Here is a 24,826-nt window from a genome sequence, read left to right on the forward strand (position 1 = left end):
TGGACACTAAAAAAGATGACCCCGAATCAATATCGAGATCATCTTTTAGCTGCCTAGTTTTTTTAAAACTGTCCACTTTTGAGGGTACAGTTCAAGATCCCGTGTAGCTTTTATTATAAATTTATTTCTAAATAGATCGGGCAATGGTCGCTTCCCATAACTTTTGTGTGAGCCTGTGAATTTATCAGCTTGTCTTTTAATCGTTCAGACACGATGAAATAATCAATTCTCCATCCGATGTTTCGTTCTCTCACAGTCTTCATATACGACCACCAAGTAAAAATGTCATCACGGTCAGGGTGGAAGTATCTTAATGTATCGATGAACCCACTATTTAATAGACGTGTCATCTTGCCACGTTCTTCCTCAGTAAATCCTGAATTTCCTCGATTGGATTGATCATTTTTTACATCAATCGGTTGATGTGCCACATTCATATCACCACATAAGATCACAGGCTTGTCCTGATCAAGTTGATGAATATATTGATAGAATTCATCTTCCCATTCAAGTCGTAAAGGTAGCCTTGCTAAGGAGCGTTGGGCGTTAGGCGTATAGACTGTGACAAAGTAATAGTTTTCGAATTCAAGCGTAAGAATTCGGCCTTCTGGATGGGAATCGTTATTCATTCCATATGATACGCTAATAGGTGTTTTCTTTGTGAAGACAGCGGTTCCTGAGTATCCTTTTTTCTCGGCATAGTTCCAATATTGTTCATATCCATCAAGTTCTAAATCTATTTGTCCTTCTTGTAATTTGATTTCTTGTACAGCAAATATGTCCGCATCAACTTCATTAAAGTAATCTAAAAATCCTTTTTTAATGGCCGCACGAAGTCCATTGACATTCCAAGATATTAGCTTCATAGCTGTAGTCTCCTCTCTATTTATGACCATTATTTTACCATATATAAAAATTATTTTTAAAAAAGAGTTGACTTCCAGACTGTATTAACCATATAATACAGTTATCGGTGTATTAAGCACTTAATACATATTTTTTTGCGCAAGGTGTATTAAGGTATTAATACACTATAAACAGTAAGCTTACTTATAAAACGGGAGTGTATTAAATGAACATACAATTCAATAACCGAGATCCCGTCTATGTGCAAGTGGTTCGTCACTTTAAGAATCAAATTGCGAAGGGTTTTTTACAACCGGGTCAGGCTATTCCCTCAAGGAGAGAGCTGGCGAATCAGTTAAAAATTAACCCTAATACGGCACAGCGGGCTTATAAGGAAATGGAGGAAGAGGGTTTGATTAAGACAGAGAAGAATCAGCCGAGTCGAGTCACGTCTAATGAATCTATATTACAGGATTTACGAGATGAATTAATTATACAAGCGGTCAATGAATTTGTGACATCGGTCAAATCCATTAACGTACCGTTAGATGATGCGTTAACGTTAGTCAAGCAAAAATATGAAGGTGAAAAGGGGGATTCAGATGATTGAATTAAAAGACGTTGTGAAGAAATACGGGCGTAAAGAAGTTTTAAAAGGGGTTAGCTTCACAGCGAGTAAAGGTGAAATTACATGCCTAATAGGGGTGAATGGTGTTGGTAAAACCACTATTTTGAATGCCATTATGAAGTTAACACCGATTCAATCCGGTGAAATTTTAGTAGATGATGAAAAGGTAACAAAAGAAACGTTCGAAAAAGTGACATTTATTCCTGATGCAACCACGATGTTGCCAAATCTAACAATAGAAGAGGCCATGGATTTCATGAATGACTTTTATAAAGTATGGAATCAAAAACGTGCAGATGAATTACTGAAGTTTTTTAATTTAAATCAGAAAGACAAAATCTCAAGTCTTTCAAAAGGTAATACGGCCAAGACAAACTTATTATTAGGTCTTGCATTAGATGTGGATTATGTCTTAATGGATGAGCCGTTCTCTGGCATTGACATTTTTAGCCGAGAACAGATTGCAGAGGTGTTTACGACCCATTTAATTGAAGATCGTGGCGTGATTATTACCACTCATGAAATCAATGATATTGAGCATTTAATTGATAAAGCTGTGTTATTAGATGAAGGGAAAATTTATAAAGAATTTAATACAGAAGAAATTCGCGAAAATGAAGGTAAATCAGTGATTGACGTTATGCGGGAGGTGTATCGCGGATGAAGAATTTTCTAAAGTTAACGAATTTTGAATTTAACCGTATGAGTAAGTTGTTGTTTGTATTAATGGGGTTTGTCTTTTTGGTTCAAATGATAGGTGTATTTTATGAAGTATTGAGCTATAAAAGTCGGATCAATCAGTTAATAACAGAAGCTCACATGACGCAAGAGCAAGCGATTAATTCTATAGGTCAGCTATCCTTTGATACGATTATGTACAACATGTTTTTTCTTGGTCCAGTCTTTATCAGTGTGGGAGCCATTCTGTTTTATATCTTTTTAATTTGGTATCGAGATTGGTTGGGTAAAAACACGTTTATTTATCGACTACTCATGTTACCAACTGAAAGGCTAAATATTTATTTTTCTAAATTAGCCACAATTTTAATGTCTACATTATGTCTTGTTGCATTTCAGTTTGTTGCACTTTTACTTGAGCGAGCGGTATTCAAGATGATGTTGCCTGAAGAATTTAGAGTGGATACCTTATTAACCATCTTACTAGAAAACTTCCCATTAACCTATTTGATTCTTCCAAAAAGTATTGATGGATTTTTCATTATATACGGGGCAGGAGCCATATCAGTGGCGTTGATTTTTACGATCATATTGCTCGAGAGAAGCTATCGAATGAAAGGAATAGTGTTAGGGGTTTTATATGCCATCGCTAGTATCGTATTAGTGGTTGCACCAGGCGTGATCAATTTTGAATTATTACCTAATGCGTATTTATATGAAATTGAAGTAATAGCTATTTCAGGTGCAATAGCAATAGTGATTGGACTTGTGTCCATTTTGATTAGTCGAAAATTATTAAACGATCGAATTAGAGTGTAGGGGGGAGTCATGATGAAGAAATATTGGAAGTCAGTTGTTGTATTATCTTTTATCATTATAGGGTTAAGTTCCTATTTGATACATTCGGCATTGCTAGCCAGTGAGTTACCTAGATTTGAACTTGAACATAAAAGCGGAGATGAAAGCTTAGTTGATTCAATGAGTGTTGCAGGTGTGTATATAGATGACAAATATCATAACGCATTTGATTTTGATGGTGAAGACACAAACTATCGCAGTGATTCAACTTTTTTTGAAGATATGATAGGTGGCTATGACCCTGTAAAAGAAAGGTTAATTGATGAATATCGGGATTTTATGCGAGGAGCTCCTTATCTATACCAAAATTATTATGACGGGGACGATGCTTTAGTCATCGTGGAAGAGGATTGGAACCATCGTTATAATCAGATGGAAACGGATTTAAAAGTTTCTTATTTAAATAAGGAAACAGAAGAAGAACAAAAGTTTACGATTGATTTAGAAGATGGGAACTATGCAAATGTTATTGAAGTTCAATATGTAGATGGAGAAATATTTGTTTTCTCTGACCACGCGAATTCAAATGAGCGAGTTCTAATGGAGTATGTGTATGATGTTGAATCTAAACAATTGATTAGTGAAAAAGAAATATTAAAAAGTGAAGGATCCAATGAGAATGAGGTCGATTATTCTCAGATAAATAAGTTATACGAATCCGTTCCTTATCAACCAATGGAGAGCTTAATTTTTAGAGCTGAAGAAGTTGAGATGGAAGAGTTTGAAGAAGGATTACGAGAAGTGGGTAGAGAAGAAAAATTATTTCAATATGAACTCAAAACAGGAGAAATCACTGAGTTAGATTTACCGGTAGAAGATTATGGTTATGCAGATCGGTATGACGGACAATATATTTATTTTGAACAACCAAATGATGAAAATACTATTTCGATCCGTCCATATGACCTAGAAAAAGAAGAGTTTCAGGAAGAAATTGAAATTGTTCAACATAAGATTGAGAATGAGAATGAATTAGATCAGTCACAACATGTAGAACAATTGAGACCAACGATATATGAAGTTAGAGACCAATTATTATATACCCTTGAAAACAATAGTCTAAAAGTCATCGATGTTGAATCAGGTGAAACGGTTTATGAAGGTGAGATCTCTTCGAATGATGGAATCGACATGGAAAATGTTCGATTTGATGATATGAGATTTGAATAATAAAAAGTTCATGCTAGATACACGTGAATTCTGATATTGAATTCACGTGTTTATTTTAACTAAAAAAGATAGTGGACTCTCTTTAAAACATGATATTTAATGGGAGGAGGCGCATTGTGGAGATTAATCATGGTTATCAAAGTAATTGGAAAATTTTTAGTCTATTCACTATTATCATTGGCTTAATGGTTGGTGTATTTTCTGTTAAATCGGACCATCTATTATATGTTGGTGAGGATGGTACCCTCTCTATTGTTGAAATGGTTATAGCTTATATATCCATCATGATCAATTCTTTGCCTGTGTGGTTTATCGCTTCCATGGTGGTTGGTTATTTATTTGGAAATAATATTAAAGAAGGTATGTTGAAAGGGGCTATCTATACAGTTACAGCTATAACATTTTACTTCTTAATTGGGCATTATTTTATAGATTCTCTGATCCAAGTATCAATTTTTCATCAGATCAAAGTATACTTAATTTGGTATGGTGCATCCATTATCGGGGGTTGTTTAGGGGGAGGCACCGGTTATTTATATAGAAAATCGCCCAATGTATTATTCATCGTACTATTAGGTTTAATCCTACAACTGTTTGTAAATGGTGCAAGTAGTTGGAATAATATGATCGGTACGGCCCAAAATATTACGTTTTGTTTAATGACTATAGGGATTGTGGTTTACCTAGTCATAGTTAATAGAAAAAAATTTACTCATACAGATTTCCATAAGAAAAATGGACTTAGACGAAGCTAAGTCCATTTTTTAAGTATCACAAGCTTTTTGTCATGTTAATCTAATATTTAGCTTCACTAGCCCTCTGAGCAGCATGAAGGCCGGCAACAAAACCAGTTGAAAACGCCGCTGTGATATTAAATCCACCTGTGTAACCATGGATGTCTAATATTTCACCACAAAAATAAAGACGTTCCATCATTTTAGAAGCCATTTCGTTTGGAACAATTTCTTTAAGTGACACACCTCCGCCAGTAATGAAGGCTTTTTCAATCGATAAAGTTCCGTTAACCTTTAATTTAAAGTTCTTCATCGCGTGAGCGAGATCGAGTACTTCTTTTTTCTTTAAGTGATGATAGGTCGTAGTTGGGTCAAGATTGATTTGTTCCATTAAAAAAAGTAAATAACGCTCAGGAACCAATCCTTTCCAAACTTGTTTGATGGATTTATTTGGATGTTCTTTTGCTTGTTTCATGAGTCGGTTCACTAAATTTTGTTCGCCTTCATCTGGAAAGCAGTCAATGGCAATGTCAATTGTATCGACCTTAAATTTTTTCAAAGCTTTGACTATGAATTGGCTCAGTCTTAATGCAGCAGGGCCAGACAATCCTTGATGAGTGAATAGTAGATCCCATCTATGTGATTGAATGGGTTTTCCGTTTGGTTTTAAAGCTGTGACTTCAACGTCATAAAGTGATAAGCCTTGTAATGTTTTATTTTTAATGAACGGTTCGTTTGATGTAAGAGGCACTTCTGTTGGGTAAAGCTCTGTAATCGTATGTCCGGCTTTCTTCGCCCATGCGTAGCCTTGGCCTTCACTCCCAGTGTTTGGCACCGACTTTCCTCCGACTGCAATGACCACGCATGATGTAGGGATTTTTTCATTTTCTAAAATGATTTCATGTGTCTCATCACCGTAATGAACAGCTTCTACTTTTGTGTTTAAACGTTTATCCACTCCATATACGTCTAATTGTTTTACTAACGTGTTTACGACGGTTTTTGCACTGTCACTGACCGGAAACATGCGCCCTTTATCTTCTTCCTTTAATTTCACTCCAAGAGATTCGAAGTATTCGATGATGGAGTAATTATTGAAGATCGAGAAGGCACTATATAAGAATTTACCGTTTCCAGGAATATGAGCGATGAGCTCTTCATCTGGTAAAACATTTGTAACATTACAACGTCCGCCACCGCTTATCGCGAGTTTTCTACCTAGTTTATTTCCTTTTTCAATGAGTAGGGTGTTAGCACCATTTCGACCGGCTGTAATTGCAGCCATTAATCCAGAGGGGCCTCCACCTATTACAACGACATCATATTTCAATTTAGTTTCAAGCCTTTCTATTTCTTTATCTGAGTCTATTATATGATAAAATATAATGGTTAGATTGAACAACAATTGTAGGTGAAACCATGTCAAACTCTATGCTACGAGGCACGATGCTATTAACAGGTGCTAATTATACTTCAAAAGTACTAGGGATGTTATACGTCATCCCTTTTTATGCATTAGTTGGTGAAGCAGGTGGTACGCTTTACTCATATGCTTATAATCCGTATCAAATATTTTTAACCTTATCTTCATTAGGAATACCTATGGCAATGGCTAAATTCGTTGCTAAATATGATGCTTTAGAAGACCATGCGACTAAGCAATCGATGTTTAAGTCAGGTATGATGGTTATGATGTTAATGGGGTTAGTAACCTTTTTAACTATGTTTTTTAGTGCTGAATGGTTAGCTAAACTTTTCCTTCCGGATGATGATTTAACCAATTCCGTAGAAGATGCAGCGTTTGTGATTAAAATGGTGAGCTTTTCATTAATCATAGTAGCTCCTATGAGTTTAATCAGAGGATATTTCCAAGGCCATCAATCAATGGAACCGAGTGCTGTTTCGATTGTGGTTGAACAGATCGTCCGGATTGCGTTCTTATTAGCCGGAGCATTTATTGTGATTAAAGTACTAAATGGGACGATTAGACAAGCTGTTGGAGTAGCTGCTTTTGCGGCGTTCATTGGTGCCGTTGCATCTGCTTTAGTATTACTTGCATTTTACCGAAAACATAAACCTAAGATGGAACATGAATTAGAAGCAAGTCAAGGAACGTTAACTTTCCCTAAGCGAGATAAATATCAAGAACTTTTATCATATGCAGGACCATTCATCCTAGTAGGGGTCGCAACCCCGATGTATCAAATGATCGATCAGTTTACATTCAATAGAATTATGTCTTGGATTGGTAAAGCTGAAGTATCAGAGGATTTATTATCAGTCATTCTGGTTTATGGCCATAAATTAGTCATCATTCCAGTGACATTGGCTATTGGACTAGCGATGGCTGTTTTACCTGCTATAACCAAAGCCTATACGGAAGATAACACTCGGCTTTACAAACATTATATTAATCAAGCGATTTTAATTGTTGTGTTATTAGTTTTACCAGCAGCGGTAGGTTTATCCATTTTATCGGAACAGGCTTACGGAACGTTATATGATGTGGAAAAAGCCGTGAATTACGGGGGTTCTCTTTTAGGTTATTATGCCCCAGTGTCGTTATTTTTTGCTATGTTTACGGTGAGTGCTGCCGTGTTACAAGGGATTAATCGTCAAAATTTTGCTGTCGTAAGTTTAGGTGTTGGCTTATTACTAAAAGTCATCTTAAACTTCCCATTGATTTTTATATTTGAAGAGAATGGGGCTGTCTTTGCAACGGGTATTGCTGTTTTGGTTGCTTCTATACTGAACTTTTATAAAATACACCAGGTGACGCATTTTAAAATAAGACCTTTATATAGAAAATCGTTATTAATAGCGATATTAACATTTATTATGGCAGTGGTCGTTCTGATTGTAAGATGGTTAGTCGGTTTACCATTTGGAATAGAAGCGAGTAAAACAAAGTTTTTAGTGCAGCTGCTTGTAACAATCCCAATTGGTGCGTATGTATACCTATGGCTTGCATATAAGACAACGTTATTAGAAAGATTACTAGGAGACCGAGTGAAGCGTTTATCTAAGTTATTTCCATAAACGCGAAAGGTGGTTCGTATGAGATTAGATAAAGTTTTAGCCAATCAAGGGTTTGGATCTCGAAAAGATGTCAAGAAGTTGATTAAAAAAGGGAAGGTACAAGTGGATGGAAAGGCGATCAAAGATTCGTCTTTCCATGTTAATCCAAATGAATCAGAAATAATAGTAAATGGAAAGGTTTTAAATTATCGTGATTATATCTATTTAATGATGAACAAGCCTAAAGGTGTCATTTCAGCCACTCATGATCGAGTTGAAACGTGTGTGACCGATTTGCTGGATGAAGAGTATCAGCCTTTTTCACTCTTTCCAGTGGGACGATTAGATAAAGATACGGTGGGACTATTAATGTTAACCAATGACGGTGAACTTGCTCATCGTTTATTATCTCCACAACATCATGTTGAAAAAATTTATGAAGCCGAAATAAAAGGTTTGGTTACCGAACAAGATGTACAGGCTTTTAAAGAAGGGATTACACTGGATGATGGTTATGTAACGAAGCCAGCTCAATTAACGATATTAGATGCTAATGATGTGTCGTACGTTCGAATAAATATTACTGAAGGAAAGTTTCATCAAATTCGTAGGATGTTTTCTGCATTAGGCCATAAAGTTGAAGAATTAAAGCGGTTACAAATGGGAAGTTTGGTATTAGATGGTGCTTTAGATCTTGGTGAGTACCGTGAATTGACAGAGGATGAGTTGAAACATTTACAAGCACACTAATCTACTTTGGAAGTTTGACCTTTTTATCAGTTGTTGTCCATTCACCTTTTTTATAACTTTCGACTAAACCGTTATATTGTAAGATGTTAATGTCACGTTGAATGGTACGATCTGATAAACCAAATTGTTCTGATAGTTCCTTGGTCGTAGCGGTCCCTTTTTCATTCAAATACAGATAGATGTCTTTAATCCGGTTTAACATCGTTTCTGAAGGGTAACTCAAAAAAACCACCTCTGGAAATTTTTTGAACACATGATATGATTGATTTAAAAATATTGTACTATAAAATAAATAAAAAAATCAAAAAATTTTAAAAAGAAAGAGAAGTGACGAGTAAAATGTCTGACGACGCCCATTATTTTATTGGCATTCCTATACAAGAGGAATATCGTGAATGGTTAGTCAAGTGGCAAGAAACATTAAAATCATTTGTGGATTATCGAAAGTGGGTTCATCAAAATGATTTTCATATCACGTTACGTTTTTTAGGTGGAGTTCCTCCTGAGAAACTTGACCGTATCAAAGAAGAACTTGACTCGATCAAAGGCACACCACTTCATTTGAAAGTAAATGGTCTTAACTTCTTCGGAAAAGAAGATCAACCTCGTGTTATGTATGCTGAAATTGAGCGAGATGAAAAAATATTAGAGTTCAAAACGGAGATAGATGAACATTTGTCAGCCTTGGATATCGAACGAGAAAAGCGTCCTTACCGACCTCATATAACGCTGGCTAAAAAATGGGCGAAAGGTAAGTTACACCTTTCCAAAGAGGCATTAGAACATAAAATAGAAGGACAAAAAATATTTAATTTAGACGTTCATCAATTCAATTTGTATCGCGTCCATCCTGACCGTGAACAGAAGTATCACATTATAGAATCCTATGACTTAAAGTAAGGTGTTGTTATGGCTCAACTAATAAAATTAAAAGACTATATATCTAGGTATGAAACGGGTATGTTCCGCTATCCGGGACAATTTATTAGAATGAAAAAAGAGCAATATGATAAGTTAATTTATCGTTGGGAACAAGAAAAACACGAAATAGATTCTCAAGAATCGATTTCTACGGATTTAGAAGAAGATAAAAAATCTTTCTTTAACCGTCTTTTTAATCGAAAAAAAGTGATCGATGTTTGGGATGATGAGGAAGAGCAGACCAACCTTCCTGAGAATGAACAAGACTTGAAATATTATTTTTTGGATGAGGTCTTTTCTACACAACTTAAATGGGCGTCTAGTACTCTTCAAGAGGTTTCTTATTTTGATCAATCGTACGAGCGTGACCCTTGGCTAAAATATTTTTTACAACGTTTTCCTGATACATATCTCGTATTCTATCAACCTATTTTTAAATTGAAGAAAGCGACTATTGAAGGTGAAGTTATTATTTTAACTCCAACTGAGTTGATGTGTATATCCATTCTAGATCGACGTTATTCTAATACCACTTTTAAACCAATTGATGATAGGAAATGGCTAGCCATTGAAGGTGGACAAGAGAAAACAATCGTGAATCCAGTGATAGATTTGAAACGGATGGAAAGACTGCTTAAGAGTATATTAGATTACTATGAGTTAGATTTTCCAGTCAAAAAATATTTATTTGCTAAGAGTAATCAAATTGCTCATCAATCGGTTCCATATCAGACTGAATTTATTGATCAAGATGATTACGAGTCATGGTTTCAAAAACAAAGACAGTCTACTTATCCTATTAAAGCGCAACAACTAAAAGTAGGTGAGAAATTATTAGAACACACACAAAGAACTTATGTGAAAAGGCCAGTTTGGGTAGAGGACGAGAGCCCAGTAGATGAGGGTTCATAAGATGTATGTGTTTATGATTAACCCAGTAGCTGGTAAAGGAAAAGGCGTTCAAGTCGTTAAGCATTTTTTACGAGAAAATAATGTTTCTAAGAAAAACTATAAAACCTATTACACGGATTACCCGGGACATGCGATCGAATTGACGAAACAAATTGCATCCTTAAATAAAGATAAAATAACAATGTTAATCGTTGTTGGCGGGGATGGGACCTTTTATGAAGTGTTAAATGGAGCCAAGAATTTTAATCAACTACCACTAGCATTTGTACCAGTTGGTTCTGGGAATGATTTTGCTCGTGGCTGCGATATGCCTTTAAACCCGAAGGATTGTCTGAATCAGATCTTTAAAGATAATTCATTTCAACCATATTGGGCCGGAGCTTATTTGACAGATCATAAACCCCCTAGATTAGAAAGTTTGTTTGCTTCTAGTCTAGGGTTTGGCTTTGATGCAGAAGTTGCAGAACGTTCGAATGAATCAAATTGGAAACAATGGTTTAATCGTCTACACTTGTCTGTTTTGGTGTATGTATTAGGACTCATTATAACTATTTTTAAATTTAAACCAAAACAGTTAACTTTAGTCGTGGACGGGCAAGAGCGGGTTTTGGATCAAATTTGGATGCTAACAATTTCGAATCATCCTTATTTTGGTGGTGGCATGAAAATAGCTCCTAATGCTACAATAAATAAACATACTTTTTACGTGACGATTGTCCATCAAATATCCAGATGGAAATTATTGTTATTGTTTATGACGGTATTCTTTGGTCAGCATACAAAACTTAAAGAAGTTGAAACCTTCAGGGCGTCACATCTTATGATTAATTCACAAGAGAAGTTGACTTATCATGCAGATGGATACACGGGTCAGTGCTATCATTGTAGCGTTCATAAAGAGACAACTCCTAGATTTGTAAAAAGAAAAAAATAGGAAATTTTATAGTTTCCCCTTGAAAAATAATAGGTTTATAGGTTAATCTAATTTAGTCTCCTTTTATCTTGAACTAAAACATCATGTGCAAAAAGTGGGTGAGTGAATTGGAACATATATTAGGTTCCGACTGGTCAATTTCTCCAGCAGGTGGTACCTCAGGAGAAGCTTTCTTGGCACAAAATGAGAATAATCAAAAACTGTTTTTGAAACGTAATTCTTCACCTTTTCTTGCTGTATTGTCGGCAGAGGGAATTGTTCCAAAGCTTGTTTGGACGAAACGCTTAGAGAATGGTGATGTCATTACTGCACAGAAATGGTTAGAAGGTCGAGTTCTTTCAAAAGAAGAGATGAAGGAAGAAAAAGTTGCTAAATTATTAAGTAAAATTCACCACTCATCAGAAATCTTGCATTTATTTATGAGAATGGGAAAACAACCACTAGAACCTTCTAATCTATTAGTACGATTAATCAATCAATATCGCGGAAATCAACATGTCGATCAAGCACTAATCGCGCACGCGTTAGAGTTTTTACATAAACATTTAGATGCGGTAAGAACACAAGAGATGGTCGTTTGTCATTCTGATATTAATCATGAAAACTGGTTACAGGGTGAGGATGATCATTTATATTTAATCGACTGGGATCAAGCAGTGATAGCTGATCCAGCTTTAGATTTATGTATGTTACTTTATCAATATGTACCTCAAGATGAATGGTCAGATTGGTTGAAGTTATACGGTGTAGAATTTGATGATAATTTATTTTTAAGAATACAATGGTATATGATTGCCTCGTCGCTCTCATTTTATATTTGGTATTTACAAAAAGGCAATCTCGACTACTCGAATAAATGGAAAGAACGATTAATGGAGCATAAATTAGCCATATATTCATAAAATTCGTAATCTATATCCGAAAGGTGACCTTTTGGATATAGATTTTTTTTAGTATAATAAAGAATTAATAAGACTAACTAGGAGTGACAACATGCGTTTAAGACATAAACCATGGGCAGCAGATTATATCAAAGAACATGAAGGCCTAATGGTACTAGAACCATTTGAACAAAAGGGGAATTGGCAGACGCTGTTTGAACGTGCACAGCCGATTGGACTTGAGATTGGAACTGGGAAAGGTCAATTCGTTGCGAATATGGCAAAACAGCACCCTGAGATGAATTTTATAGGAATTGAAAAAGCTGAAAGTATTGTTGTGACAGCCATTCAAAAGGTGAAAGAGGTTGAGGCATCAAATGTTCATCTTGTGCATGAAAATGCGGAAGATCTGAGGGACATGTTTGCAGAGAATGAAGTGGATACCATTTTCTTGAATTTCTCAGATCCATGGCCGAAGACTAGGCATGAGAAACGCCGTTTAACTTATAAGTCATTTTTAGAGCAATATGAGAATGTATTAAAAGACGGCGGTAAAATTGTTTTAAAAACAGATAATCGTGGACTATTTGAATACTCACTTACTAGCTTCTCCCAATATGGAATGAAGCTGGAAGATGTCTCACTAGATCTACATGCCTTAGAAGATGAATCCAACGTGATGACAGAGTATGAGGAGAAGTTTTCTAGTAAAGGACAACCTATTTATCGCTGCATAGCTACATTTCAGTAATGGTTAAAGGGAGTGGATTCAATGGAAACACTAACTGTTGGACGTGCGAAGTTGACATGGTTAAATGGGGGCGTCACTCATATGGATGGAGGTGCTATGTTTGGCGTTGTTCCTTATCCATTGTGGAGCAAAAAATATCCACACAATGATAAAAACCAGATTGAATTAAGATGTGACGTCATTTTAGTTCAATTGGATGGCAAAAACATGATAATTGATTCTGGAATTGGACGATCCAAGTTAAACGATAAACAGAAGCGTAATTTTGGGGTGCTTGAAGAGTCAAAAGTTGATGAGTCGCTAAATGAGCTAGGTTTAACTGTTGAGGATATTGACTATGTCTTGATGACTCACCTGCATTTCGATCATGCTAATGGGCTAACCAAACCTGATAATGGTGAGTTAGTCAGTGCCTTTCCAAACGCAATTATTTTCACCTCAAAAGTTGAATGGGACGAAATGAGAAATCCTAATATGCGTTCAAAGAACACGTATTGGGAAGAAAACTGGAAACCTATTCAGCATCAAGTTAAGACGTTTGAAACATCTATTGAAGTGGTGCCAGGATTAACGATGCATCACACAGGCGGTCATAGTGATGGGCATTCCGTCATTAAATTTGAAGATGATGAAGAATCGTTTATTCATATGGCCGATTTAATGCCGACACACGCGCACCAAAATCCATTGTGGGTACTCGCTTATGACGATTATCCCGTAACCAGTGTTCATGAAAAGAAAAAACTACAAGATGAATCTTATGAAAAAAATCGTTGGTTCGTCTTTTATCATGATGCCTATTATCGTGCCATTAAGTTTAATGAAAATAAAGAGATTGATGAAGCTATTAAACGACCACATTATGAATATTCATAAGGAAGGCTTGGGTCTCAACCCAAGCCTTTTATTTTTTGGTCTGTTGTAATTACAGTTCAGGATTAACTATAAACTAATCCTTACTCGAATCCTCCTTGTTTGATGGTTCTTCAATCAAAGTATTAGCTGATTTTTTGAATTCTGATAATGTTTGGCCGATTGCTGAACCGATTTCGGGTAATTTCTTTGGTCCGAAAACGATTAGAGTAATAATTAGGATAAGAATTAATCCGGGTATCCCTATAGTGGAAATTCCCATGGAGGATCTCCTCCTTTCCATTAAGTTAAGCGGCTTTTGCTTTTACTCTTAACGAGTTGTCCGCCACCATTCTCCAGGTATTTCTGAATCCCTTCAGCTGCACGGTATGCCAGTGCTCCAACTGTACCTGTTGGGTTGTATCCGCCGTTATGTGCAAAAGCAGATGCTCCAACCACAAATAAACTTTCGGAATCCCACATTTGTAAGTAGTTGTTGACAGCTGATGTTTGAGAATCTGCCCCCATTATGACACCACCAGTGTTGTGAGTGGTTTGGTAAGGAACAATATCATAATGCTCAGACATCTCAGCTTCTTCTATAATATCAGCGCCCATTTCACCCATAATTTCCGCACAAACCTGAGTAATATACTCATGAAGTTTACGGTCTTGTTCAGTAAAATCGTATGTTAATCTTAATAGAGGATTCCCATAGTAGTCTTTATAGGTTGGGTCTAAGTCCATATAGTTATTTCTGTGAGGCATGGAAGCCCCTTGTGATGTTACATTTAAGGTTCTGTTATGATATTTTATAGCGTTTTTCTTAAACTCAGCCCCCCATGAAGGAGTTCCAGAAGGCGTGACGTTAGAAGCGATTGGTCTTCTTCCTGTTTGAGTAATGGAGATAGAACCGCCGTGAATAAAGTCTAGATCTGAATGGTCAAAGTTATCACCATTATAATCATCTACTGTTGCCCCTAACGAACCAGCTCCCATGAATGTATTAAACTTCTTTTCTTCAAAAAAGCCAGCTGCCCCAGGTAGAATTTGATAACAATAGTTTTTACCAATTACTCCTTCACCTGTTTCAGGATTGTAAGGTTGTCCAATGTTTGATTGAAGAAGTAGTCGAGTATTATTTAAAACATAACTCGTTAATACGACGACATCTGCTGGCTGAATAAACTCTTCACCTGATAACACATCAACGTATCTTACACCCGTTGCTTTACCACCTTCTTGAATGATTTCAACAACATTAGAGTGCGTTCTGAGTTCAAAGTTTCCAGTTTTTTTAGCTGTTGGAATGACCGTGACGTTAGGTGATGACTTAGCTCCATACTCACAGCCAAATCGTTCACAAAAACCACAATATTGACATTGAGCAATGGTTTCACCATCAGGGTTCTCATAGTTTTCTGATAGGTTACCTGATGGCATTTGGAAAGGGTGTAACCCCATATTTTTGGTAGCCTCTTTAAAAAGATCTAAAATTGGAGTGCTTTTCATAGGTGGTGTCGGATAATCATTGTTACGGGGAGCCCCTTTTGGATTATCTTCACCACTAATTCCCGCGACTTGTTCAAATTGATAAAAATAAGGTTCTAATTCATCGTAGGTGATTCCCCAATCTTGTAATGTATACTCATCACCTAATTTGTTTCCGTATTTTTCTTCTGTCATCGATTTGATTTCTAAATCATAAGGTAAAAAGCGCCACGTCTGACCGTTCCAATGAACACCAGCTCCTCCTACACCTGAACCGAGTAAAAATGATCCTTGTTGTCTCATTGGTAGAGCTAATTCATCAAGGTTATTCCGAAAAGTAATAGTTTCCTTTGACGTATCTTGCATAAGGCCATGTCTCAAGTCATAACGATACTCATCGTGCATCATTTGAAAATCTTCTGTCGAACGATCTTCACCTCGTTCAAGTCCTACGACATTGTAACCAGCTTTGGATAATTCTGCAGCGATAATACCGCCAGTCCAACCAACGCCAATGGTTACAACATCAACTTTATCTTTTGTCGTTGCCATGTGTATCCTCCTTAGTGTAAGTGATCATAAAGTGCACGTGGTTCCATCTCTACAAAATCTTCATTCTCAATTTCGTTCATATAACTCATTTGACTACCAGGGAACTCTTTCATGCGCCAACCTTCCATATTGGTATTTCCACCGTATAATGGATCACTAAAGGCGCCTGCTAGCGTTGCTTCTCTTAAAAGTCCAAAGAACGTTGAAGCTTGAACCCCACGTAGGTTTACTTCATCATTTGCAAATTTCGCTAGGATTTCGTCTTGTTGCTCTCCTTCTAAATTAACAAATGAATCATCAAACTCTTTTTGACTCTCACTTTCAATCACTCTTAAACCTTCCATAAAAATTTCTTTTCGTCTCAAGCGACTTTGAAATCCTTGATAAGGAGTCCCCTCATGAAATGGCCCAGACATATATATACGTTCATTATTGCCATAATCACCCGCCAATTCATGGTCAATAAAGTATGGAACACCTAAATCAATAGCCCCAGGACCATGATCATCCTCGGGAAAAATACGTTCGGTCGCGACGGCTAATCGTTCAAATACTCCTCGGTTTTTGAAAAATTTTAAGGCTCGGTTGAAATTCGGCCCATTTCCTTGATTGGCTTGTTCGTTTTGATTCTTGGTTTCATTTGTATCGTCAATTTGCCAGCCGATTACCGAACCGATAATCCCACCACCGACTAAACCACCAGCAAAATAACCACTATTCTTTAAAAATTGGCGGCGGGATTCATCTGTTTTATGTTTTTCTTCCTCACTCATCTTGTTTTTAACCTCCTTATCCTAAATGTACCGTTATTTTATGTCGTATTTGGTTAATTTATGTAATAAAAAAGAAACTTACCAGATAATAGCTTGGTAAGTTTCTAACCTTGATTATGATTCAGTTTTTAATATTTCTCCGTTAGAAGCATCAATGTAGAAGTTAGTTTGGATGTTCTGCCCGTTAATTTCTTGTGTGATCCCGCCTCTGTATACTTTGTAGGTTTCTTGTCTAATTTCTATTTCTTCTAGTTTCATTAAAATCCAAGAACCTGTAATAGGACCTTTTTCCTCAAACTGTTTCTTAACTTTCTTTAATGCAATTTCTGGAAACAACCATTGTTGTTTAACTTTCTTTCCAATAATAGAGCCAACTGTAATCCCAATCGCAGCGGGGGCGATTAATTTATACCACTTCATTTAATCCTCTCCAATATTATAATGTTATGGATATTATACGATTCTTTTTCATACTTTAAAATATCTTTAATAGAGATTGGAATAATTCTTGCTTTTTCGATAAAATAGAAAAGGAAACATAATAGGATCGGAGTGATACATATGAATCAAGAAACGTTACAAATGTTTAAAACGTTAACTGAATTGCCTGGTGCGCCAGGGAATGAGCATCAAGTCCGTCACTATATGAAGCAAGAGCTAGAAAAATACTCAGATGAGGTCATCCAAGATCGTCTAGGTGGTGTGTTTGGAGTTCGTCGAGGGAATGGGCCTAAAGTCATGGTTGCAGGTCACATGGATGAAGTAGGGTTTATGGTTACGCAAGTGACGAAAAATGGTATGTTAAGGTTTCAACCATTAGGTGGATGGTGGAACCAAGTGCTATTGGCTCAACGTGTCCAAGTGATCACAGATCAAGGACCAGTTGATGGAGTGATTGGCTCCATTCCACCACATAACTTAACACCAGAACAACGTAAAAAACCGATGGAGATTAAAAATATGTTAATTGATATTGGTGCAGACGATGAAGAAGATGTGCAAAGAATTGGTGTTAAACCAGGTCAACCGATTTTGCCTGTTTGTCCATTTACACCTATGGCTAATGAAAAGAAAATTATGGCTAAAGCATGGGATAACCGTTACGGTTGTGGGCTATCCATCGAGCTCTTAAAAGAATTACAAGGTGAAACATTGAATCATGAACTTTATTCAGGAGCGACAGTTCAAGAAGAAGTTGGTTTAAGAGGCGCTCAAGCAGCGGCGAATATGATTAATCCTGATTTATTTTTTGCTTTAGATGCTTCACCAGCTAACGATATGGAAGGTAAGGATAAGGAATTTGGTCATTTAGGAAAAGGTGCTCTTGTACGAATTTTCGACCGTTCTATGGTCACACATCGAGGTATGAGAGACTTTGTTCTTGATACGGCTGAAACAAAAAATATTCCATATCAGTATTTCATCTCTCAAGGTGGTACAGACGCAGGACGTGTTCATATTTCGAATGAAGGGGTTCCTTCAGCCGTTATTGGTGTATGTTCACGTTATATTCATACAAGCTCATCAATCGTTCATGTAGATGACTATGCAGCAGCTAAGGAATTATTAGTTAATCTAGTTAAATCAGTCGATCAATCTACGGTTGATTCGATTAGAGAAAATGGTTAGGCTATCAAAAAAGAGAGATGACAAATGTAGTCATCTCTCTAATAGTGCTTATTTAAAATAATAGTCTAGGACTTCTAATGCCTGTTCAATGGTTTCAACCGTTACAGTTGACTTATTAGATAGTTCTTTTAAAGGATGAATTAAAGATTCAGGTCGAACTAATATTAATGGTTTATTTAATCCAATAGCGATTCCAGCATCCATAGCGGTATTCCATTGTTTATAGGACTCACCGAATAATGCGATAACAGCATCTGCTTTATTCATTAAAATATCGGTTCTGAAATTATTCACACTAGCTCCAGTGTCATCACGATATTTTTGGTTAGGTTGTTCACCAAGAATATGTTCACCAATGTCATCTGATAAGCCATGATTCTCTTGAGGTCCTGTAAATTCAATGTCTAAATTCTTTTCAGCAGCTTTTTGCTTAAGCTGTTGACGCCAATCATCATGGATTTGCCCAGCTAAATAAATAGATAGACTCATAGTTTAAGATACCTCCAAGACTTGTTTTTCTATTATCATCTTATGAACAGAAAAATTTGTCAAATTATTCATATAGGGGAGAGAGAAAGTGATTGATAAAAAAGTTTTGTTAGTGTTCCTAACCCTGCCACTTTTTATATTGTTGACGGGTTGTTTAGATTCAGAAGAAGATGTATTAGAAGAGTCTAATACTTTGGTGAAAGATGTATTTCTTTCAGATGAAGTTTTAGACAAAAATTTCGAATTAAATCGTTTAGAGATGTATAAACCGGACTCACTTGAATTTTCAGAGGCACGTGACCAAAATCTAATTTTCTATGAAAATAGTCAACCATTTATTCTATTTATTAATGAATTAGAAGCGCCAAATAGTAAATGGTACTATAATGAGTTACAAGAGAAAGATGATGAACTACACCTTAGAACCTTTGAAACGGATGATGAATTTGCATATTTTAGTGCAGAAGAAAAAGAAGACGATCAATTTGAGGTTCAAGTAGGGATTGGTGGCGTGAAAATGGCTACACTAACAAACATTAGTGACCTTAAAGAAGATGTCCAAGAAATGATGAAAATGGTTAAATCAATTGAAAAGAAATAGATGTGATTAAGGAGTATTAACATGAAGGAGTTTTTGAAACGTAAGGGAGTAGAGGTAAGTTTTCAAGCTTATGCCATAACCGCCTTAAGTTACATGGCTTTAGGGTTATTTTCTTCGCTCATCATTGGAGTTATTATTCAAACCATAGGTACTGAGATTCCTTATATGCCAGCATTTTTAGTTGAAGCAGGGGGATATGCGACTCAAGGTGGTGTATATGGTGGTGCGATTGGTGTAGCTGTGGCATACGGTTTAAAAGCTCCGCCGTTAGTCATGTTTAGTGCTTTATTTGCAGGTTCTTTTGCAGCTCACCCTGATTTTATTAATTCAGGTCCTGCGGGAAGTTTTATAGCTGCGTTAGTTGCCATTGAGATTGGGAAATTAGTTAGTAAAGAAACTAAAATTGATATTATTGTCACACCATTCGTTACCATTATGGTAGGGTATTTTGTTGCTAATTTAGTTGGTGTGCCCATTGCAGAATTCTTAACGACGTTTGGTGATGTCATAGAATGGGCCATCCAATTAAGGCCGTTTCTCATGGGAATCATCGTAGCGGTATTAATGGGTATAGCCTTAACTGCACCGATTTCAAGTGTTGCGATCGCAATTATGTTAGAGTTAGAAGGGTTAGCTGCAGGTGCTGCAACAGTTGGGTGTGCAGCTCAGATGATTGGTTTTGCAGTTAGTAGTTATCGAGAAAATAAATTTAGTGGTGTTATTTCGCAAGGTCTAGGAACTTCTATGTTGCAAGTGGCTAATATTATGAGAAATCCTATGATCCTGATTCCCCCTACGGTCGCTGGAGCTGTTTTAGCCCCCTTGGCAACCGTATGGTTACAGCTTGAAAACAATGCCTATGGTGCTGGTATGGGAACGAGCGGGCTAGTTGGTCCGATTATGACACTTGAGACGATGGGATTTAATCAAGAAATATTGATGATTGTCATCATATTATACTTTATTGCTCCAGCTCTAATTAGCTTAATAATTTCAGAATGGCTTCGGAAAAAAGGATTGATTAAATTCGGAGATATGAAATTGGACGTATAGCATATGGCATGACCTATATAAGGGGGTCATGCTTTTTTCTTTTTTGATAAAATGGTAAAATAATGACTAGTGTGGCTTTCGTAAAGGAGGCGAAATTAAATGAAAATGACTTCTATAAAAATGAAAAGAAAACTAGAAGAACGATTTAACCGGGAAGAGTGGCAAACCCATTTTGACCGCGATCAAGATACATTCCGAATCGAGTGGAAAGAGAGTAAACAAGGTGTAACGATTTCGTTACCCGGTGTTATTTCTAAATGGGAAGATCGAAAAGAAGAAGCTTTAGACGAAATCGAGAATCATATTAAAGAAGCTTTAAAGATTATGAATGAAGAACAGAATTTAGAAGGTAAAGAAGCTAATATATTTCCTGTGATTCGATCTGGCTCTTTCCCTACAGAGTCTAAAAGTGGAGAACGTTTAATTTATACGGACCATACAGCCGAAACTCGTATTTATTACGCACTAGACTTAGGTAAATCTTATCGATTAATAGATGCTAAAATGTTGAAACAAGAAAACTGGGAAGAAGAGCGTGTCAAGGAAGTGGCTATGTTTAACATCCGTAGTCGCTCAACTGAAATGAAATCTGAAGAGGTCGCTGGGAACACGTTTTATTTCTTATCGACGAAAGATGGTTACGATGCGAGTCGAATATTAAATGAGGCGCTTTTAGAAGAAATGGCAGGTAAAGTTGAAGGCGAGCTAGCGGTCGGCGTCCCACATCAAGATGTATTGATTTTTGTTGACGTGAAAAATAAAACGGGCTATGACATTTTAGCTCAAATGATGATGCAATTCTTTGCGGAAGGTCAAATTCCGATTACGTCATTACCATTTCTATATGAAGATAAAAAGTTAGAGCCTATTTTTATATTAGCTCAAAACAAACCAAAAGATAAGGAGTAGTGAACCATGCAATTTGTGTATAACTCAAAAGGAATTGGCGATGTATTAATCATTACCTTAAATCAAACAGAGTCGAATGTGACATATGAGAATCACGGAGATGTTGTAAAAATATTGGATGAATCCGGTCAAATTGTAGGTTATAATATCTTTAATGTGTCTGAGTACATTTATATGAATGGCAATGGCCCCCTGCAGGTTGATGAAGTTTTGGTCAATCAAGTCAAAGATATATTTAAGAAAAATGGAGTTGAAGATTCATTAGATTTAGATTTGACACCTAAATTCGTAGTTGGTTATGTTAAGGAAAAAGCTCCTCATGAAAATGCATCGAAACTTAGTGTTTGCCAAGTCGATGTAGGAGACGAGCAATTACAAATTGTTTGTGGAGCACCCAACGTTGATACAGGACAAAAAGTCGTTGTCGCAAAAGTTGGAGCGATGATGCCAAACGGAATGTTAATTAAAGACTCGAGCTTAAGAGGAGTCGAATCAAGCGGAATGATTTGCTCTGCAAAAGAGTTAAACTTACCGAATGCCAGTGAGCAAAAAGGTATTCTAGTATTAGATGCTGATTACGAAGTAGGGTCTCCATTTAACTTCTATTCATAAATGATCAATATTGCCCGTTCTCTAGGCGGGCTAATCTCATAAAATGTGAGGGATATACGATGAAAGAATTTACATTAAAACAACAAGGTGAGATTAAACGCCTGACAAATAAAACATTTAAATTTGATAAGCGTGTTGGAGAAGGTTGGTTTTCAGCTGTTTATTTTTTAAAAACGAAAAAAATCGTAGAAGAACACTTAAGAGATAACGTTGTTACGATGCAGTTTTTTCAAAAGAAAGATGCCGTATTATGCGGAACAGATGAAGCAATCGCACTCTTACATACGTTTGCTGATCATCCAGAAGATTTAGAGATATATTCGTTACAAGATGGAGATAAAGTAAGCCCTTATGAATCTGTCTTAACGGTCACAGGACCTTACCAAAACTTTGGTTATTTAGAAGGAATTATTGACGGAATTCTCTCTAGACGTACATCTGTTGCGACTAATGTTTATAAAGTGGTTAAAGCTGCAAAGTCCAACGGTTCAGACAAGCCTGTCATTTTTATGGGAGACCGTGATGACCACTATACTCAGCAAGCTGGTGATGGTTATGCAGCTTATATCGGTGGCTCGACAGCTCAAGCAACACATGCCATGAACGAATGGTGGGGTAAACAAGGAATGGGCACGATGCCACATGCTCTTATCCAAATGTTTAATGGTGATATAGTTAAAGCAGCTCAAGCTTATAAAGATACTTTTCCTGATGATGATTTAATCGCATTAGTTGATTACAATAATGATGTAATTATCGATTCACTAAAGGTTGCGCGTGAGTTTGGGGACGAATTAAAAGGTGTTAGAATTGATACATCTAAAAATATGGTGGATCATTATTTCTTCCGCAACCCACAAATTATGGGGGCCTTTGATCCACGCGGTGTGAATCCACAATTGATTTTTGCCTTACGTGACGCATTAGATCAAGAAGGATTCCATCATGTTAAAATCATGGCAAGTGGTGGCTTTACTGAAGATAAAATAAAACGCTTCGAATCAATGGGTGTCCCAGTTGATATGTACGGTGTCGGGAGTAACCTGTTGAAGGTAAACATTGGTTTTACAGGTGATAATGTAAAACTAAACGGTAAAAATGAAGCAAAAGAAGGTCGTCGATTTAATTATAATCCACGTCTTGAAAAGGTAGATTACCCTGTAAACAAAAATTGATTGTCCATGGGCAATCAATTTTGTTTTGTTTAAAAAGAATTAAGTAAGCAACACGACAATCAGAAAAAATTACGTTTCAATTAAGGATTAATTAAAAAACAAATTAGCCACATTTTGATTAATGTTTTTATGAAGGTTTTCTGCTATAATGTATAAAAGCAAAATCAATTTATTATGCATATATTATACACAGGAAGACATAAGCGGAGGTTCGATTAATGCCGACTTACCATTTCATTGGAATTAAAGGAACTGGAATGAGTGCATTAGCACAAATTTTACATGATTCTGGAGAGAACGTACAAGGTTCAGATATAGAAAAACATATTTTTACTGAGGATGCTTTAAAAGAAAAAAATATTCGTATACTACCTTTTGATAAAGGAAATATAACAGAAGGTTTAACCATTATCGCTGGAAATGCGTTTAATGATGAACACGAAGAAATTGTGAAGGCGAAAGAATTAGGTCTTGAATTTTATCGATATCATGAATTTTTAGGGGAGTGGGCTACCCGTTATACAAGTGTTGCAGTAACTGGCGCTCACGGAAAAACCTCAACAACCGGACTATTAGCACATACGTTAAAAAATAATGTTCCAACGTCATACTTAATTGGAGATGGAACAGGACATGGGCACCCAGAAAGTCAGTATTTTGTCTTTGAAGCATGTGAGTATCGCAGACATTTCTTAGCATATAAGCCTGATTATGCGATTATGACTAATATTGACTTTGATCACCCAGATTATTTTAGAAGTGTTGAAGATGTTTTTGATGCTTTTCAATCCATGGCCTTAAATGTTAAGAAAGGTATTATTGCATGTGGAGACGATGAGTATCTGCAACAAATTCAAGCAAAAGTGCCAGTCGTCTATTACGGATTTACAGAAGGCAATGATTTTCAAGCAAAACATATCCAGGAGTCAGAAGAGGGGACTACTTTTGATGTCTATGTAAGAAGTACTTATTATGAAACATTTACGATCCCAACCTATGGTAACCATAGTGTTTTAAACGCTTTAAGCGTAATAGCTCTTATGCAATATGAAGGCTTTAAAGCTCAACAGATTAGAGATTTGAAAACCTTCCCAGGAGTTAAACGACGTTTTACAGAAACAGAATGGAAGAATGGTCAAATTTTAATTGATGATTATGCCCATCATCCCAAAGAGATTGAAGCGACGATTGATTCAGCTAGAAAGAAATATCCGAATAAAGACATTGTAGCTGTTTTCCAACCTCATACATTTACTCGAACGAAGCAGTTTATTGATGAGTTTGCAGAAGCGTTATCACAAGCAGACTATATTTATTTATGTGATATTTTTGCTTCAGCTCGTGAAAAATCGGGAAATTTAACAATTGACCACTTAAAAGAAAAAATCGATGGTGCTCAACTGCTCTTAGAAGGCGAGACAAATATTTTACAACAGCATCAGAATAGTGTTTTACTATTCATGGGTGCGGGGGATATTCAAAAATATGAAGAAGAGTTTAAGCAACTAGCTTAATCTTAAATTTAAAAAATATTGATAATGATTAGTAGTTCAGTTTGGAATGCAATTTTATTTTGTATTCTGAACTGAACTATTTTTATTATAATGAC

Annotated in this window: 28 protein-coding genes; 20 read left to right on the plus strand and 8 right to left on the minus strand. The window is 36.2% G+C overall.

Features of this window, described 5'->3' with window-relative positions; all coding sequences use genetic code 11:
* Nucleotides 1-113: 113 nt before the first annotated feature.
* Nucleotides 114-866 (minus strand): exodeoxyribonuclease III, encoded by a 753-nt coding sequence (locus tag BMY57_RS07320; protein WP_091773369.1) that lies wholly within the window; start codon nucleotides 864-866, stop codon nucleotides 114-116.
* 206 nt (nucleotides 867-1,072) lie between these two features.
* On the opposite strand from BMY57_RS07320, the gene BMY57_RS07325 reads away from it, so the two are divergent.
* The 5 genes from BMY57_RS07325 to BMY57_RS07345 all read left to right on the plus strand — a co-directional run bounded on the left by BMY57_RS07325 (nucleotide 1,073) and on the right by BMY57_RS07345 (nucleotide 4,935).
* Complete coding sequence (locus tag BMY57_RS07325; protein WP_091773370.1) at nucleotides 1,073-1,456, plus strand: GntR family transcriptional regulator; 384 nt, start codon at nucleotides 1,073-1,075, stop codon at nucleotides 1,454-1,456.
* A complete protein-coding gene (locus BMY57_RS07330; RefSeq protein WP_091773371.1) occupies nucleotides 1,449-2,138 on the plus strand; it encodes an ABC transporter ATP-binding protein in 690 nt (229 codons plus the stop codon). Before BMY57_RS07325 ends, BMY57_RS07330 begins: the two co-directional genes overlap by 8 nt.
* Nucleotides 2,135-2,971: a hypothetical protein gene (locus tag BMY57_RS07335; RefSeq protein ID WP_091773372.1), complete on the plus strand. Its 837-nt coding sequence runs from the start codon at nucleotides 2,135-2,137 to the stop codon at nucleotides 2,969-2,971. The genes BMY57_RS07330 and BMY57_RS07335 overlap by 4 nt, the downstream gene beginning before the upstream one ends.
* Before the next feature lie 12 nt (nucleotides 2,972-2,983).
* Entirely contained in the window at nucleotides 2,984-4,180 is a 1,197-nt protein-coding gene (locus BMY57_RS07340) for a hypothetical protein (RefSeq protein ID WP_091773373.1), read from the plus strand.
* 116 nt (nucleotides 4,181-4,296) lie between these two features.
* The gene (locus BMY57_RS07345; protein ID WP_091773374.1) at nucleotides 4,297-4,935 is read left to right on the plus strand and encodes a hypothetical protein; all 639 of its coding nucleotides are present in this window, start codon (nucleotides 4,297-4,299) and stop codon (nucleotides 4,933-4,935) included.
* Nucleotides 4,936-4,975: 40 nt separating this feature from the next.
* Here BMY57_RS07345 and BMY57_RS07350 read toward each other — a convergent pair whose 3' ends face one another.
* Nucleotides 4,976-6,244 (minus strand): BaiN/RdsA family NAD(P)/FAD-dependent oxidoreductase, encoded by a 1,269-nt coding sequence (locus BMY57_RS07350; RefSeq protein WP_091773375.1) that lies wholly within the window; start codon nucleotides 6,242-6,244, stop codon nucleotides 4,976-4,978.
* Nucleotides 6,245-6,333: 89 nt separating this feature from the next.
* Between BMY57_RS07350 and BMY57_RS07355 the strand changes: the two genes are divergently transcribed.
* Both BMY57_RS07355 and BMY57_RS07360 read left to right on the plus strand, forming a co-directional pair.
* Complete coding sequence (locus BMY57_RS07355) at nucleotides 6,334-7,953, plus strand: putative polysaccharide biosynthesis protein (RefSeq protein ID WP_091773376.1); 1,620 nt, start codon at nucleotides 6,334-6,336, stop codon at nucleotides 7,951-7,953.
* 18 nt (nucleotides 7,954-7,971) lie between these two features.
* Entirely contained in the window at nucleotides 7,972-8,682 is a 711-nt protein-coding gene (locus tag BMY57_RS07360; protein ID WP_091773377.1) for a pseudouridine synthase, read from the plus strand.
* 1 nt (nucleotide 8,683) lies between these two features.
* Here BMY57_RS07360 and BMY57_RS07365 read toward each other — a convergent pair whose 3' ends face one another.
* The gene (locus BMY57_RS07365) at nucleotides 8,684-8,884 is read right to left on the minus strand and encodes a DeoR family transcriptional regulator (protein ID WP_091773434.1); all 201 of its coding nucleotides are present in this window, start codon (nucleotides 8,882-8,884) and stop codon (nucleotides 8,684-8,686) included.
* A 137-nt stretch (nucleotides 8,885-9,021) separates the two neighbouring features.
* On the opposite strand from BMY57_RS07365, the gene thpR reads away from it, so the two are divergent.
* The 6 genes from thpR to BMY57_RS07395 all read left to right on the plus strand — a co-directional run bounded on the left by thpR (nucleotide 9,022) and on the right by BMY57_RS07395 (nucleotide 13,957).
* Nucleotides 9,022-9,582: an RNA 2',3'-cyclic phosphodiesterase gene (thpR, locus tag BMY57_RS07370; RefSeq protein ID WP_091773378.1), complete on the plus strand. Its 561-nt coding sequence runs from the start codon at nucleotides 9,022-9,024 to the stop codon at nucleotides 9,580-9,582.
* A 9-nt stretch (nucleotides 9,583-9,591) separates the two neighbouring features.
* Nucleotides 9,592-10,515 carry an NERD domain-containing protein gene (locus BMY57_RS07375; protein WP_091773379.1) on the plus strand — a complete coding sequence of 308 codons (924 nt, stop codon included), beginning with the start codon at nucleotides 9,592-9,594 and terminating at the stop codon, nucleotides 10,513-10,515.
* The gene (locus BMY57_RS07380; protein WP_091773380.1) at nucleotides 10,502-11,449 is read left to right on the plus strand and encodes a diacylglycerol/lipid kinase family protein; all 948 of its coding nucleotides are present in this window, start codon (nucleotides 10,502-10,504) and stop codon (nucleotides 11,447-11,449) included. Before BMY57_RS07375 ends, BMY57_RS07380 begins: the two co-directional genes overlap by 14 nt.
* A gap of 107 nt (nucleotides 11,450-11,556) precedes the next feature.
* Nucleotides 11,557-12,351 (plus strand): phosphotransferase, encoded by a 795-nt coding sequence (locus tag BMY57_RS07385; RefSeq protein ID WP_091773381.1) that lies wholly within the window; start codon nucleotides 11,557-11,559, stop codon nucleotides 12,349-12,351.
* 91 nt (nucleotides 12,352-12,442) lie between these two features.
* Nucleotides 12,443-13,081 carry a tRNA (guanosine(46)-N7)-methyltransferase TrmB gene (gene trmB, locus BMY57_RS07390; protein WP_091773382.1) on the plus strand — a complete coding sequence of 213 codons (639 nt, stop codon included), beginning with the start codon at nucleotides 12,443-12,445 and terminating at the stop codon, nucleotides 13,079-13,081.
* A gap of 21 nt (nucleotides 13,082-13,102) precedes the next feature.
* Nucleotides 13,103-13,957 (plus strand): YtnP family quorum-quenching lactonase, encoded by an 855-nt coding sequence (locus BMY57_RS07395; protein ID WP_091773383.1) that lies wholly within the window; start codon nucleotides 13,103-13,105, stop codon nucleotides 13,955-13,957.
* 73 nt (nucleotides 13,958-14,030) lie between these two features.
* On the opposite strand, the gene tatA is transcribed toward BMY57_RS07395, so the two are convergent.
* From tatA to BMY57_RS07415, 4 genes are all read right to left on the minus strand, one after another.
* On the minus strand, nucleotides 14,031-14,216 hold the full coding sequence (gene tatA, locus BMY57_RS07400; RefSeq protein WP_091773384.1) for a twin-arginine translocase TatA/TatE family subunit: 186 nt from the start codon (nucleotides 14,214-14,216) through the stop codon (nucleotides 14,031-14,033).
* Between the two features lie 20 nt (nucleotides 14,217-14,236).
* Nucleotides 14,237-15,976, minus strand: coding sequence for a GMC family oxidoreductase (locus BMY57_RS07405; RefSeq protein ID WP_091773385.1), 1,740 nt, complete (start codon nucleotides 15,974-15,976; stop codon nucleotides 14,237-14,239).
* Between the two features lie 11 nt (nucleotides 15,977-15,987).
* A complete protein-coding gene (locus tag BMY57_RS07410) occupies nucleotides 15,988-16,749 on the minus strand; it encodes a gluconate 2-dehydrogenase subunit 3 family protein (RefSeq protein ID WP_091773386.1) in 762 nt (253 codons plus the stop codon).
* A 114-nt stretch (nucleotides 16,750-16,863) separates the two neighbouring features.
* Entirely contained in the window at nucleotides 16,864-17,169 is a 306-nt protein-coding gene (locus tag BMY57_RS07415) for a PepSY domain-containing protein (RefSeq protein ID WP_091773387.1), read from the minus strand.
* 141 nt (nucleotides 17,170-17,310) lie between these two features.
* Between BMY57_RS07415 and BMY57_RS07420 the strand changes: the two genes are divergently transcribed.
* On the plus strand, nucleotides 17,311-18,378 hold the full coding sequence (locus tag BMY57_RS07420; RefSeq protein WP_091773388.1) for a M42 family metallopeptidase: 1,068 nt from the start codon (nucleotides 17,311-17,313) through the stop codon (nucleotides 18,376-18,378).
* A 48-nt stretch (nucleotides 18,379-18,426) separates the two neighbouring features.
* Here BMY57_RS07420 and BMY57_RS07425 read toward each other — a convergent pair whose 3' ends face one another.
* Nucleotides 18,427-18,867 carry a YtoQ family protein gene (locus BMY57_RS07425; RefSeq protein ID WP_091773389.1) on the minus strand — a complete coding sequence of 147 codons (441 nt, stop codon included), beginning with the start codon at nucleotides 18,865-18,867 and terminating at the stop codon, nucleotides 18,427-18,429.
* Nucleotides 18,868-18,955: 88 nt separating this feature from the next.
* On the opposite strand from BMY57_RS07425, the gene BMY57_RS07430 reads away from it, so the two are divergent.
* The 6 genes from BMY57_RS07430 (at nucleotide 18,956) to murC (ending at nucleotide 24,731) form a co-directional block, all read left to right on the plus strand.
* On the plus strand, nucleotides 18,956-19,468 hold the full coding sequence (locus BMY57_RS07430; RefSeq protein ID WP_091773390.1) for a hypothetical protein: 513 nt from the start codon (nucleotides 18,956-18,958) through the stop codon (nucleotides 19,466-19,468).
* Between the two features lie 21 nt (nucleotides 19,469-19,489).
* Complete coding sequence (locus BMY57_RS07435) at nucleotides 19,490-20,521, plus strand: PTS sugar transporter subunit IIC (RefSeq protein ID WP_091773391.1); 1,032 nt, start codon at nucleotides 19,490-19,492, stop codon at nucleotides 20,519-20,521.
* Between the two features lie 99 nt (nucleotides 20,522-20,620).
* Entirely contained in the window at nucleotides 20,621-21,430 is an 810-nt protein-coding gene (locus BMY57_RS07440) for a DUF1444 domain-containing protein (RefSeq protein WP_091773392.1), read from the plus strand.
* A gap of 6 nt (nucleotides 21,431-21,436) precedes the next feature.
* Entirely contained in the window at nucleotides 21,437-22,042 is a 606-nt protein-coding gene (gene ytpR, locus BMY57_RS07445; RefSeq protein ID WP_091773393.1) for a YtpR family tRNA-binding protein, read from the plus strand.
* Nucleotides 22,043-22,101: 59 nt separating this feature from the next.
* Nucleotides 22,102-23,217, plus strand: a complete 1,116-nt coding sequence (locus BMY57_RS07450) for a nicotinate phosphoribosyltransferase (protein WP_091773394.1) — start codon at nucleotides 22,102-22,104, stop codon at nucleotides 23,215-23,217.
* 218 nt (nucleotides 23,218-23,435) lie between these two features.
* A complete protein-coding gene (gene murC, locus BMY57_RS07455) occupies nucleotides 23,436-24,731 on the plus strand; it encodes a UDP-N-acetylmuramate--L-alanine ligase (protein WP_091773395.1) in 1,296 nt (431 codons plus the stop codon).
* Nucleotides 24,732-24,826: the final 95 nt, after the last annotated feature.

It is taken from the genome of Piscibacillus halophilus (assembly GCF_900110685.1).
GTDB lineage: Bacteria > Bacillota > Bacilli > Bacillales > Alkalibacillaceae > Piscibacillus > Piscibacillus halophilus.

Bases quoted from the DNA above. Each gene is read 5' to 3' on its own strand.
- BMY57_RS07320 (WP_091773369.1), bottom strand. From the start codon at position 866: ATGAAGCTAATATCTTGGAATGTCAATGGACTTCGTGCGGCCATTAAA.
- BMY57_RS07355 (WP_091773376.1), top strand. From the start codon at position 6,334: ATGTCAAACTCTATGCTACGAGGCACGATGCTATTAACAGGTGCTAAT.
- BMY57_RS07365 (WP_091773434.1), bottom strand. From the start codon at position 8,884: ATGTTAAACCGGATTAAAGACATCTATCTGTATTTGAATGAAAAAGGG.
- BMY57_RS07340 (WP_091773373.1), top strand. From the start codon at position 2,984: ATGAAGAAATATTGGAAGTCAGTTGTTGTATTATCTTTTATCATTATA.
- BMY57_RS07420 (WP_091773388.1), top strand. From the start codon at position 17,311: ATGAATCAAGAAACGTTACAAATGTTTAAAACGTTAACTGAATTGCCT.
- BMY57_RS07435 (WP_091773391.1), top strand. From the start codon at position 19,490: ATGAAGGAGTTTTTGAAACGTAAGGGAGTAGAGGTAAGTTTTCAAGCT.
- BMY57_RS07360 (WP_091773377.1), top strand. From the start codon at position 7,972: ATGAGATTAGATAAAGTTTTAGCCAATCAAGGGTTTGGATCTCGAAAA.
- murC (WP_091773395.1), top strand. From the start codon at position 23,436: ATGCCGACTTACCATTTCATTGGAATTAAAGGAACTGGAATGAGTGCA.
- BMY57_RS07395 (WP_091773383.1), top strand. From the start codon at position 13,103: ATGGAAACACTAACTGTTGGACGTGCGAAGTTGACATGGTTAAATGGG.
- BMY57_RS07405 (WP_091773385.1), bottom strand. From the start codon at position 15,976: ATGGCAACGACAAAAGATAAAGTTGATGTTGTAACCATTGGCGTTGGT.
- thpR (WP_091773378.1), top strand. From the start codon at position 9,022: ATGTCTGACGACGCCCATTATTTTATTGGCATTCCTATACAAGAGGAA.
- BMY57_RS07335 (WP_091773372.1), top strand. From the start codon at position 2,135: ATGAAGAATTTTCTAAAGTTAACGAATTTTGAATTTAACCGTATGAGT.
- BMY57_RS07450 (WP_091773394.1), top strand. From the start codon at position 22,102: ATGAAAGAATTTACATTAAAACAACAAGGTGAGATTAAACGCCTGACA.
- trmB (WP_091773382.1), top strand. From the start codon at position 12,443: ATGCGTTTAAGACATAAACCATGGGCAGCAGATTATATCAAAGAACAT.
- BMY57_RS07415 (WP_091773387.1), bottom strand. From the start codon at position 17,169: ATGAAGTGGTATAAATTAATCGCCCCCGCTGCGATTGGGATTACAGTT.
- BMY57_RS07375 (WP_091773379.1), top strand. From the start codon at position 9,592: ATGGCTCAACTAATAAAATTAAAAGACTATATATCTAGGTATGAAACG.
- BMY57_RS07410 (WP_091773386.1), bottom strand. From the start codon at position 16,749: ATGAGTGAGGAAGAAAAACATAAAACAGATGAATCCCGCCGCCAATTT.
- tatA (WP_091773384.1), bottom strand. From the start codon at position 14,216: ATGGGAATTTCCACTATAGGGATACCCGGATTAATTCTTATCCTAATT.
- BMY57_RS07425 (WP_091773389.1), bottom strand. From the start codon at position 18,867: ATGAGTCTATCTATTTATTTAGCTGGGCAAATCCATGATGATTGGCGT.
- BMY57_RS07380 (WP_091773380.1), top strand. From the start codon at position 10,502: ATGAGGGTTCATAAGATGTATGTGTTTATGATTAACCCAGTAGCTGGT.
- ytpR (WP_091773393.1), top strand. From the start codon at position 21,437: ATGCAATTTGTGTATAACTCAAAAGGAATTGGCGATGTATTAATCATT.
- BMY57_RS07325 (WP_091773370.1), top strand. From the start codon at position 1,073: ATGAACATACAATTCAATAACCGAGATCCCGTCTATGTGCAAGTGGTT.
- BMY57_RS07330 (WP_091773371.1), top strand. From the start codon at position 1,449: ATGATTGAATTAAAAGACGTTGTGAAGAAATACGGGCGTAAAGAAGTT.
- BMY57_RS07440 (WP_091773392.1), top strand. From the start codon at position 20,621: ATGAAAATGACTTCTATAAAAATGAAAAGAAAACTAGAAGAACGATTT.